This window comes from Sandaracinobacteroides sp. (genome assembly GCF_057137845.1).
The window spans coordinates 1-11,134 of record NZ_DBNHFX010000176.1 but is presented as its reverse complement, the minus strand read 5'-3'; the positions used below and the strand labels follow the sequence as shown (position 1 = coordinate 11,134).

Annotated in this window: 9 protein-coding genes and 1 pseudogene; 7 read left to right on the top strand and 3 right to left on the bottom strand. The window is 64.4% G+C overall.

Annotated elements, in window-relative coordinates; all coding sequences use genetic code 11:
* Positions 1-1,350: AMP-dependent synthetase/ligase (locus AC16JP_RS10085; protein ID WP_484340485.1), on the top strand; the 1,350-nt coding region annotated here is incomplete at its 5' end.
* 27 nt (positions 1,351-1,377) lie between these two features.
* Here the strand turns inward: AC16JP_RS10085 and AC16JP_RS10080 are convergent.
* Together AC16JP_RS10080 and ubiE are read right to left on the bottom strand one after the other, a co-directional pair.
* Positions 1,378-2,898, bottom strand: coding sequence for an AarF/UbiB family protein (locus AC16JP_RS10080; protein WP_484340484.1), 1,521 nt, complete (start codon positions 2,896-2,898; stop codon positions 1,378-1,380).
* Positions 2,899-2,907: 9 nt separating this feature from the next.
* Positions 2,908-3,705 (bottom strand): bifunctional demethylmenaquinone methyltransferase/2-methoxy-6-polyprenyl-1,4-benzoquinol methylase UbiE, encoded by a 798-nt coding sequence (ubiE, locus tag AC16JP_RS10075; protein WP_484340483.1) that lies wholly within the window; start codon positions 3,703-3,705, stop codon positions 2,908-2,910.
* A gap of 52 nt (positions 3,706-3,757) precedes the next feature.
* Between ubiE and mutM the strand changes: the two genes are divergently transcribed.
* The 6 genes from mutM to AC16JP_RS10045 all read left to right on the top strand — a co-directional run bounded on the left by mutM (position 3,758) and on the right by AC16JP_RS10045 (position 10,847).
* Positions 3,758-4,570 (top strand): bifunctional DNA-formamidopyrimidine glycosylase/DNA-(apurinic or apyrimidinic site) lyase, encoded by an 813-nt coding sequence (mutM, locus tag AC16JP_RS10070; protein WP_484340482.1) that lies wholly within the window; start codon positions 3,758-3,760, stop codon positions 4,568-4,570.
* Between the two features lie 144 nt (positions 4,571-4,714).
* The gene (gene rpsT / locus AC16JP_RS10065; RefSeq protein WP_484340481.1) at positions 4,715-4,978 is read left to right on the top strand and encodes a 30S ribosomal protein S20; all 264 of its coding nucleotides are present in this window, start codon (positions 4,715-4,717) and stop codon (positions 4,976-4,978) included.
* An 819-nt stretch (positions 4,979-5,797) separates the two neighbouring features.
* The gene (gene dnaA / locus AC16JP_RS10060; RefSeq protein ID WP_484340480.1) at positions 5,798-7,216 is read left to right on the top strand and encodes a chromosomal replication initiator protein DnaA; all 1,419 of its coding nucleotides are present in this window, start codon (positions 5,798-5,800) and stop codon (positions 7,214-7,216) included.
* Positions 7,217-7,319: 103 nt separating this feature from the next.
* The gene (locus tag AC16JP_RS10055; protein ID WP_484340479.1) at positions 7,320-8,039 is read left to right on the top strand and encodes an SGNH/GDSL hydrolase family protein; all 720 of its coding nucleotides are present in this window, start codon (positions 7,320-7,322) and stop codon (positions 8,037-8,039) included.
* Complete coding sequence (locus AC16JP_RS10050) at positions 8,039-9,634, top strand: MBOAT family O-acyltransferase (RefSeq protein WP_484340478.1); 1,596 nt, start codon at positions 8,039-8,041, stop codon at positions 9,632-9,634. Before AC16JP_RS10055 ends, AC16JP_RS10050 begins: the two co-directional genes overlap by 1 nt.
* Positions 9,635-9,650: 16 nt before the next feature.
* The gene (locus AC16JP_RS10045) at positions 9,651-10,847 is read left to right on the top strand and encodes a hypothetical protein (protein WP_484340477.1); all 1,197 of its coding nucleotides are present in this window, start codon (positions 9,651-9,653) and stop codon (positions 10,845-10,847) included.
* 29 nt (positions 10,848-10,876) lie between these two features.
* Here the strand turns inward: AC16JP_RS10045 and AC16JP_RS10040 are convergent.
* Positions 10,877-11,134 (bottom strand): annotated as a pseudogene (locus AC16JP_RS10040) (carboxylating nicotinate-nucleotide diphosphorylase); the annotation flags it as partial.

Sequence of the window (11,134 nt, the reverse complement as noted above, 5' to 3'; positions counted from 1 at the left end):
GGCGCTCTGGAACTGCTGAACGCCGATGAACTGCTGTCCCGCCACAGCGGAGACGTGGCGGCCGTGCGCGCCGCCGCCACCGCCCGCCGCTCCGACCTCGCCTGCCTGATCTATACTTCGGGCACCGGCGGCGCGCCGCGCGGCGTGCGCCAGCATCACGGCGCCATCCTGCACAACATTTCGGGCTGCGCCGACATCATCTACCATGATTTCGAACCACGGCAGGGGCAGGAAACCTTCCTTTCCTTCCTGCCGCCAAGCCACGCCTACGAACACACCGCTGGCCAGTATCTGCCGATCGGGCTGGGCGGGCAGATCTATTACGCCGAAAGCCTGGAAAAGCTCTCGGCCAATATCGAGGAAGTGTCCCCCACCATCATGGTGGTGGTGCCGCGCCTGTTCGAACTTCTGCGCGCCCGCATGCTGAAAGAGATCGAACGCCAGGGCGGCCTCGCGCCACGACTGCTTGGCGTCGCCGAACGTCTGGGCCGCAAACGCTATGCAAAGGGCGGCCTGTCGCTGTTCGATGGCGTCCTCGACAGCCTGATCGACCGCACGCTCCGCCGCAAGGTGCGCGCGCGCATGGGCGGGCGGCTGCTGGCGATGGTCTCGGGCGGCGCGCCGCTCAACCCGGATGTCGGCTTCTTCTTCGACGCGGTCGGCCTCTGCATCCTGCAGGGCTATGGCCAGACCGAGGCCGGGCCGGTCATCAGTTGCAACCGCCCCGCCGCCAGAATCAAGATGCACACCGTCGGCCCGCCGCTGAAAGACGTCGAAGTCCGCATCGCCGACGACGGCGAAATCCTCGCGGCCGGCGAAATGGTCATGCATGGCTACTGGGAAAACGCCGCCGAAACGGAACGCGTGCTCTCGGCCGACGGCTGGCTGAAAACCGGCGACATCGGCCACCTCGACGAGGACGGCCACATCGTCATCACCGACCGCAAGAAAGACATCATCGTCAACGACAAGGGCGACAATGTCGCGCCCCAGCGCGTGGAAGGCATGCTGACCCTGCAGGACGAAATCGCGCAGGCGATGGTCTACGGCGACCGCCGCCCCTATCTCGTCGGCGTCGTCGTCCCCGACAATGATTTCCTGCAGGCCTTCGCCGCCCGCACCGGCGCCGAAGTCGCGGGCCTGGCGCAAAACCCGGAATTCCTGCGCGCCGTGCAGGCCGCCGTCGACCGGGTGAACGGCCAGCTTTCGGTCACGGAAAAGGTCAGGCGGGTCATCCTCGCCGACCAGCCCTTCACCGTCGAGAACGAGCAGATGACCCCCAGCCTGAAGATCCGGCGGCATGTGCTGAAACAGGTATATGGTCCCCGGCTGGATGCCCTGTATCGCTAAGGCGCAGCCGATCCGCTGAACACCGGCTCAGCCGAACAGCCACATCGCCGCCGCCCCCAGCAGCGCGCCGGTCGCCAGCCATAAAGACGCCGGCACGCGCGGCGCGGGGTCGGGCGGCGGCAGTGGCGCTTCGGGTGGTGCTGCGCTTTCCGGCGGCAACTGCCTGACGAAGCGCCGCGCCAGCCCCGGCGCCGCCGCCAGCAGCCGGATATTGCCCAAAAGCGAATCCGCCACCCGCGCCTCCGGGCCAAGCTCGTCGCGCATCCAGCCCCGCACATAGGGCGCCGCGACGTCCCACATGTTCACCTCCGCATCGAGGGCAAGCGCCACCCCCTCGACCATGACCATGGTTTTCTGCAGCAGCAGCAAGTGTGGCTGCACCGCCATGTCGAACTGCCGGGTGATGGCGAACAGCCCGTCCAGCAGCCCGGCCACCGAAATGTCGCGTGCCGAACGGCCGCGAATCGGTTCGCCGACGGCGCGCAGCGCCGTTGCAAAGGCGCCGATGTCGTGATGGCGCGGCACATAGCCCGCCTCGAAGTGGATTTCGGCCACCCGCCGGTAATTGCCGGTGATCAGCCCGTGCAGGATTTCCGCCAGATAGACCCGCGCGCGCCGGTCCAGCCGGCCCATGATGCCGAAGTCCACCAGCACCAGTTCGCCGGCTTCGGTCAGCAGGATGTTGCCCTGATGCAGATCGGCATGGAAAAAGCCCGCGCCGATCGCCTGCGCCAGAAACCCCCGCACCAGCGCCGCCGCCAGCCGCTTGCGGTCGACGGCAAGCGCCCGGATGGCTTGCGCGTCGGTCAGCTTGCGGCCATCGATCCATTCCAGCGCCAGCGTGCGCCGCGTCGTCTGTTCCCAGAATACCGCCGGCACCTTCAGCCCGCGCATCCCGTGCACCACCTGCTCCAGCTCCGAGGCGTTCCCCGCCTCGCGCCGCAGGTCCAGTTCGGCAATGGTCCACTGGCGGAACGTCTCGATCACCACGCGCGGCCGCAGTCGCTCGAACTCGCCGCCAAGCCGTTCCAGCCGTGCGGCGGCCCAGGCATAGCTTGCGATCGCAGCCGCGAACTCGGCCTCGACATTCGGCCGCAACACCTTCAACGCCACCGCCCGGCCATCCAGCAATACCGCCCGATGCACCTGCGCCACCGAGGCCGATCCAGTCGGCTGCTCGTCGATCGCGCTGAAATGCGCGCGCCAGCCGCCCGGCAGCGCCTGTTCCAGCACGGCTTCCACATCCTGCCAGCGCGCGGGCGGCAGATCGTCCTGCAATGCCGCCAGATCCGCCGCGACAGCGTCCCCCACCAGATCGGGTCGCGTCGCCAGCGCCTGCCCCAGCTTGACCGCCGCCGGGCCGCAGGCCTTCAGCCCGCCCGCATAATCGGGCGTAACCGGCGCCCCGGTGCCAAACCGCAACAGCCGCGCCAGCATGCGCGCGGGCGCGGGCAGATCGGGGTGGGTTTCAAAGGGTCGTAATGCGCCGTGGCGGGCAAGCTGCCGGGCGTCGCCTGCCAGTCGCCAGCCGTGCAGCAGCCCCCACATGCCGGGGCTTCAGTATTTCCAGCCGCTGTGGATGGCGACCGCGCCGCCCAGGATCGGCCGCGCCTTCACCTGCCGGAAGCCGGCGGCTTCGATCATGCCGGCAAATCGCTGCATGTCGGGGAAGCGTTTGATCGATTCGGCCAGATAGCGATAGGCCTCCTCGTCGTCGGCGACCACTGCGCCCACCTTCGGCACCAGCTTCAGCGTATAGGCATCATAAATGCGCGCGAATCCGGGCCACTGGCTGGCCGAGAATTCCAGGCAATAGAATCGCCCGCCCCATTTCAGCACCCGGCGGATGTCCGACAGCGCCTTTGGAATATCGGTCACGTTGCGGATGCCGAAGGCGATGGTCACTGCATCGAACGATGCGTCGGCAAAGGGCATGGCTTCGGCGTTCGCTTCGACAAAGTCGATGCCTTGGAGGCCGCGCCTGGCCGCCCGTTCGCGCCCTACTTCCAGCATTCCGGGGTTGATGTCGGCAACCGTCACTCCGGCGCCGCGCCTGGCGATCCTGAAGGCGATGTCGCCGGTGCCGCCCGCCAGATCCAGAATCCGCTCATGCGGCTGCGGCTTCAGCAGGCGCACGAACTCGTCTTTCCACAGCCGGTGCAGGCCGCCCGACATCAGGTCGTTCATCAGGTCATAGCGCGAAGCCACCCGCCGGAAGATGTCGCCGACGGCGCGCGTCTTCTCCTCTGGTGCAACATCGCGAAAGCCCAGCGACACAAGTGCATCGGAATCGGGCGTTGCAGAATCGGACGCCGGCCGGCGTGACGGTTTCGATGCGGACAGGGTTTCAGCCATGCAACGGCCCCTAGCGCAAAGCGGCAGGACGTGCCACTTGCCACAATCGCACATGCCCGAGCTTCCCGAAGTAGAAACCGTGGTGCGCGGCCTCAGGCCGCACCTCGTCGGCCACCGCCTCGACCGGGTGGTCGCCCGCCGGCCTGATCTGCGCTGGCCGCTGCCCGCCGATCTCGGCCAGCGGCTGACGGGGGCAACGATCACCGCCATCCGCCGGCGGGCGAAATACGGTCTCCTCGACACCGACCGCGCCGACACGCTTATCTTCCACCTCGGCATGTCCGGCAAATTCCATCGGCTCGACGGCGAACCCGGCCGCCACGATCACGTGCTGTTCGAAACTGCCGGCCGGACGCTCGCCTTCCACGACCCGCGCCGCTTCGGCTCGATGCATCTGGTGGCAACCGCCGACGCGCTGCAACACCCGCTGCTCGGCGGCCTCGGCCCCGAACCCCTGTCGGACGCCTTCAATGCCACCGCCCTTGCCGCCAGCGCGGCCGGGCGGCAGACACCGATCAAGACGCTGCTCCTCGACCAGCATGTGGTGGCCGGAATCGGCAATATCTACGCCTGCGAGGCTCTGTATCTGGCGGCAATCGCCCCCGACACGGCGGCGGGCGCCCTTTCGGCCCGCAGGCTCGCCCGGTTGACCGAGGCCGTGCGCACGGTGCTCGCCGCCGCGATCGAGGCAGGCGGCTCGACGCTGCGCGATCATGCGCAGGTCTCGGGCGATCTAGGCTATTTCCAGCACCGCTTCACAGTCTATGGCCGCGAGGGCGAAGCCTGCCCCGGTTGCGGCCGGCCGGTCGCGCGAATCGTGCAGTCCGGCCGCTCGACCTTCTGCTGCCGCCACTGCCAGCGCTGACCGGCATGTCCCTGCACTTGCCTTGACAGGCCCGTCCCTGCACTTGCCTTGACAGGCGGGCAACACGCGTCTAGGTCCCCGGCCTTTCCGGCGGGCTATCGCCCGGCCGGGTGACCGGATTTGCTTCGAAAGAGAACGGACGACATGGCGAATACCCCGCAGGCCGAAAAGCGCATCCGCCGCAACGCACGTCGTGCGGCCGTGAACAAGGCCCGCCTCTCGCGGATTCGCACCCATGTGAAGCGGGTCGAATCGGCGATCGCCGCTGGCGACAGGCAGGCCGCCGAAACCGCGCTGAAGGCCGCCCAGCCGGAACTCGCACGCGGCGTCGCACGCGGCGTCATGCACCGCAACACCGCATCGCGGAAATACTCGCGCCTGTCGAAGCAGGTGTCGGCCCTGGCCTGATTCGCCCACCGGCGATTCCCGGTCCATAGGGATCGATAAGGGCGGTGCCACCGGCGCCGCCTTTTTCATGTCTGCATGTTTTCCCGGGGCACGTGGCGCACAATGTCGCAGCCGGCGATGCCCAGGCCGTACGCCCGCCTCGGGCGCCCCCCTCCGCCCCCTCGGAGAAGCCTCGGCGATTCGCCTCTCGACATTGCGAGGGACAGAATATTCTTCATATATTTCATTATCTTATCAAAATCAGGTGGAATCTCCGGCGGTTGTCCTGTCAACAGATTTATTTGCCGCCGACGCAATTTTGCAGCCTTGTGCTGCCTGCCCGGTGCTGGTCTATTCCGCTCCGCAGCCGGTTCAGGACCGTCTGAAAGGGGGGCAGAGCGAATCGCTTCAGAACCTCCCGATCGGGCGCCTTGCCGGCAGTTCAAAATCGATTCACGCGGGGCGTGCCGGGCCATCCGGCGCCACCTGCAGTGTGTTGGCCTGTGAAACAGCCGTTTCGCAGGGGGGCAGTTTGCGTTCTACGGAGGTTGCAGCAACGATGGGTCTTTCGCGTATTCAGAACCATCGAGCCGCCAGCCATGGCAAAGTAGGGCAGCCTTCCAGCCAGCCGGGCATCACCATCCGCCGCCCGCTCGCCAGATCGGCCGATCGATACCGAATCACATCGGGGCGCCGGCCCTCGCAACGGCACGGCCGCCGGGATGATCTGCCGGGCGCCCAACCGGGAGAGCGGGCGGCGGGCTGATCGCCCGCAGTTCCCGCTTCTAATCAGGCATTCTCGATTGCCTGCCCGTTTCTTCAGTTCCGGCAGATTTTTCCATGCAGATCAACAGTTCCTCCGTCACCCTGCACGCAGCCGATGCGGCCGCAGCGCCGTTCGGCAGCATCGACGCCACGGCGCTTCGCGTCTGGGGGCTGGTCCGCGCGCACATGCTGTCGGAATGCGGCGAAAAAACCTTTGAAAGCTGGCTGAAGCCGCTGGTGCTGCTCGGGCTGAACCAATCGACGGTGCGATTGGGCGTTTCCTCGCGCTTCCGCGCCGACTGGGTGAAAAATCACTTCACCGACCGGCTGCGCCGCGCGTTCGCCGCCCATATCCCCTCGATTCAATCGATCGAGTTCGCAGTATCGGCAGCCACGCCCCCCGAACTGCAACCGGCCCCCGAATCGCAACCGGCCGTCGCATCCCCAACCACCGATGACGCCTCCGCCTTCGAGCCGCGCTACAGCTTCGACAGCTTCGTCGTCGGGAAGTCGAACGAACTGGCGTTCAACGCCGCGCAGGCGCTGGCAACAGCGATCACCTCCGGGCAGACCGCCGGCTTCAACCCGCTGTTCCTGCACGGGCCGACGGGGCTTGGCAAAACCCACCTGATGCACGCGATCGGCTCGGCGGTGCTGGCGCAAAAGCCCGGCGCCAAACTGATCTATCTCTCCGCCGAAAAGTTCATGGTGGAATTCCTCGCTGCGCTCCGCGCGCGCGACACCATCAGCTTCAAGCAGCGGCTGCGCTCGGCCGACCTGCTGATGGTCGACGACGTGCAGTTCATCGCCGGCAAGGATTCGACGCAGGAAGAATTCTTCCACACCATGAACGAGATCATCTCGGCCGGGCGCTGGCTGGTGATTTCCGCCGACCGTTCGCCGCAGAACCTTGAAGGCATTGAATCGCGCATCCAGTCGCGCCTTGCCTGGGGTCTCGTTGCCGACATCAACCCCGCCGACTATGAACTCCGCTACAACATCCTGAAGACCAAGCTGGCGGCGATGCCGGGCGCCGTCGTCCCCGACGATGTGGTGCAGTTCCTCGCCCGCAAGATTGTCGCCAACGTCCGCGAACTGGAAGGTGCGCTCAATCGGGTGATCGCCTATGGCAATCTGGTCGGCCGCCGCCTCGATCTCGATTTCACGCGCGAAGTGCTGGCCGACGTGCTGCGCGCGCACAGTCGCAAGCTGACGATCGACGAAATCCAGCGCCGGGTCGCCGATCATTATGCGCTGAAGATCAACGACCTGATCTCACCGCGCCGCGCCCGCGAAGTGGCGCGCCCGCGTCAGGTGGCGATGTATCTCGCCAAGATGCTGACGCCGCGCTCGCTGCCGGAAATCGGCCGCCGCTTCGGCGGACGCGACCACACCACGGTCATCCACGCAGTCAAACGGATCGAGGAACTCCGCGCGACCGACCACGAACTCGACCGCGACATAAACCAGCTACGCCGCGCCCTCGATTCCTGATCCCACTCGGAGCAGTTCATGTTCCGTTGCGAACCCCTACTTGCCACCCGCCGCCTGCCCCGTATAGCATCGCCGCAATAGGGGCAGGGGTGGGAATCCGTATTTGAAATGGCCTGCGTTACCGGAGGTTCTGGCCCTTACAGCAGCAGCAGCGCTGCTGATGGTAGGTTCACGCTTTTCGGCGTGGCGCTCAGACCGTATTGGCGGTCTGACTCCTCCACTAGAGCAACCTGTTGCAACAACATCACCCGGACATCCGCCAACGCTGCTTCTGTTCGGCGATAGCCGCATCGATCAATGGTCCCCTCTGCCTCCCCGGCCCTACCGGATCGAAACGGCAGGCTTCCCAGGGGAAACCGCCATTCGGCTTTCGGGGCGTCTGGGTGGCGAACTCGCCCGCACTCGGCCAACTAAGGTTTTGCTCCAGGCTGGCATCAATGATGCTGTAGCGGCAGCACTGGTTGGGCCGCAACGGCGGCATCAGGCGCTACAGGACAGTCTGGCCGCATTTGAACGCATGGCGATCGATGTCCATGATTCCGGCGCCGACCTGATCGTTCTGCGGATTCCTCCTCCTATCCGTCCTGGACTCCTGAGGAGGGTTGTCTATCGGCATCATGTAGACAGTTATGTCGAATCACTGAACAACGCACTGCCAGCCATCGCTGCTCGCCATGGCGCCAAGTTGGTTGATCCAATGCCGTTGCTGGCTGCTGATGGTCATGTTCCAGACCGCTACCGTCGCGATGCCCTCCACTTCACGCCTGACGCCTATCAAGCACTCGCTCCGCTTCTCCCACCGACTATCGAGAGCCGCCGCTGATGCTGTTCCAGACGCTGACGTTCTTCATCTTTTTCGCCATCGTTTTCAGCCTTTATGCGCTGTTGCAAAACAATCTTCGTTGGCAGAATCGCATGTTGCTGGTCGCCAGCTATACTTTCTACGGCTGGTGGGATGTCCGCTTCCTGATACTGATCGTGGGAGGCACCAGCTTTGCCTATATCCTTGGCCCGGCGGTCGCCGGCCACAGGATTGAACGGCGGCAACTCGCCGAAGGCCTCGGCCTCGCGCTCGCCGGCGCGCTGGTGTCCTACCTGCCAAGCATTTCCAGCCAGTGGCGTCACCTGCTGCTAGTTCTGGCGCTCATGGCGGCTACGGTCGCACTCGTCGCTGCACTAAACGCCATGAACGCAGGCCGGCGCGCACGCATCGCACTCACCGCCGGCATCATCGCCAATCTGGCACTCCTCGGGTTCTTCAAGTATTTCAACTTCTTTGCTGAAAGCTTCGTGCAAATCGCCAGCCTGTTCGGTGGCCATGTCACTTGGACGACGGCCAATATCGTGCTGCCCATCGGCATCAGCTTCTTTACCTTCCAGAAGATCGCCTATCTGCTTGATGTGCGCCGGGAGCATTTCTCACCCTCCACTTCACTGCTCACATTCGCAAGCTTCGTTGCCTATTTCCCGCAACTGGTGGCAGGCCCGATCGAGCGCGCGCCACATCTCTATCGTCAGTTCGTAACCCCGCGCCGCATCACGTCCGAGGGTCTGAGAACCGGCGCCCTGTTGTTCCTCTGGGGCATGTACAAAAAGGTTGTGATCGCGGACAATCTCGCGCCTGTCACCAACGACATCTTCAGCCGCACCGCTACAGCCACCACCGGCGAGCTGATTGTCGGCATCCTCGCGTTTGCCTTCCAAATCTACGGTGACTTTTCCGGCTACACGGATATGGCACGAGGCATTGCACGCATGATGGGTTTCGAACTGGTGCTGAATTTCAGGCTACCCTATTTCAGCCGCACACCCTCCGAATTCTGGGAGCGTTGGCACATCTCGCTGTCCAGCTGGCTGCGCGACTATCTCTACATCTCGCTGGGCGGCAATCGTGGCGGGCGTCTCCACACCTATCGCAACCTCTTCCTCACCATGTTCCTCGGCGGCCTGTGGCACGGTGCCAACTGGACCTTCCTCGCCTGGGGGGCTTTTCACGGCCTGATCCTGATCGCCTACCGCCTTGCCGATGTAGATCGTCGGCTGATACCTAAGGTGGACCGCTGGATGACGACAAGCCCCGCCCTTGGCTGGAGTGTCAACCTTGGGCTGTGGGCACTGATGTCAGCGCTGACCCTCGTCGGCTGGCTGTTCTTTCGCGCTCCTGACATGGCGACCATCAGCCACTATGCCGCCGGACTGACATCGGGTTTCGACATGCGATCACCACAATGGGGCACCGTGGCTTTCTTCGCGTTGCCGCTGATGGTCGTCCAGTGTTGGCAGCGCTGGACAGGAAAACTCGAGTTCCTCAACGAATCCTCAGGCTTCGTCCGACTGAACCTGGTGCTGTTTCTGATCTATTCGCTGATCTTCCTGTCCCCGCAGGAAGCTTCCGACTTCATCTATTTCGCCTTCTGAAGGAAAGCCGACCGTCATGCCCGTGGCGCAGACGCAACCCGTACGTTTCGCAACCACCGCGCGACCCCCCCGTTGGCGCTGGCCAGCGCTGGTGCTCCTCGCGTTGCTCTACACCTTGCTGTTCGGCGAGTTTTTCCTGCGACTGTTAGCTCCGCAGGCGCTGGTGCCCCGCTACGTCACCGCCGGCGCAGACGGCGTGCGAGCGAACATTCCGAACGCCCGCTTCCGCCAGTGGACCCCGGAAGTCGATGTCACCATCCGTTATAATTCTGCCGGCCAGCGCGATGACCGTCCACCCCCTGGCCCACGGGTGCCCGGTGACTGCCGCATCGCCTTATTGGGAGATAGCTATTTCATCGGCTTCGAAAGCAGTTTCGCGAACAGTTTTGCTGCCCGCCTCGAGCATGCACTGGACCGGCGGGGCCACCCCTGCAGAGTCGTGAACTTCGCTGTCTCGGGATTCGGTCACGCGGAAAACCTTGCAATCCTCGAAAGCCGAGTTCGTCTTTATCGTCCCGATCTGCTGTTGATGTCAGTCCACCAGACCGATGGCTACGACAATATCCGTTCCAACCTCTTCAAGGTTTCCGCAAACCACCTCGTGCGGGCCAGTTCCACCTTCCTGCCCGGCATCGCCATTTCTGACCGGCTGAACCGCTATGCGGCCTACCGCTGGGCACAGGAAAACAGCCATCTCTACTCTGCCCTCCGCGAATGGGCGGGCGCGATGGGAAAAAAACTGCTCGCTACACTTCGAGTGCGAACTGCTGCCGACGAAAGCGAAACCGATAAAGCTGCGGATATCCGTCCCGATGGGGCCATCGGCGGCACCCTGCCGGCATGGGCAGGCAACACAACACTGAACGGAAAATTGATTGAAGCGGTCGATCGCGAAGGCAAGGAGATGGGGGCCCGACTTATGCTGTTCGAAATCCCGTCGAGCAGCAGCCGTAGCCGCTATATCAGTGTGATCAACAAACTTGTACCAGCGAACATCTTGTCCGGAACACCGCATGCTAGCCCGCTGGAACGCTTTGAGCGCATGGCGGCGCCTGAAACGCAGTTCTACCTAGAACGGGGCCACAAACACTGGACGACTCTGGGGAACGAGGTGGCGGCCCAAGCAGCAGCCGACGCCATCGTTTCTCAGCATTTGCTGCCAGGGTTGCCGGGCGACAGGATGTCGGATGACGACCATGATAAAGCCGATTGAACGAGTTATCCGCCTGCTCTGCCTGCCCCTCAGTCCAGATAATCCATGCCAACATCAGCAGCCGGCGAAGACTGGGTGATGCGGCCCACCGAAACATAGGTCACGCCCGACTCGGCGATGGCACGAATGGTGTCCAGGTTCACCCCGCCCGAAGCTTCCGTCGGCACCCGCCCCGCCACCAGCGCCACGGCCTCGCGCAGCATCGGCGGCGCCATGTTGTCCAGCAGCAGCCGGTCGGCGCCTGCCGCCAGCGCCGGGGCGATCTGGTCGATCCGGTCCACCTCCAC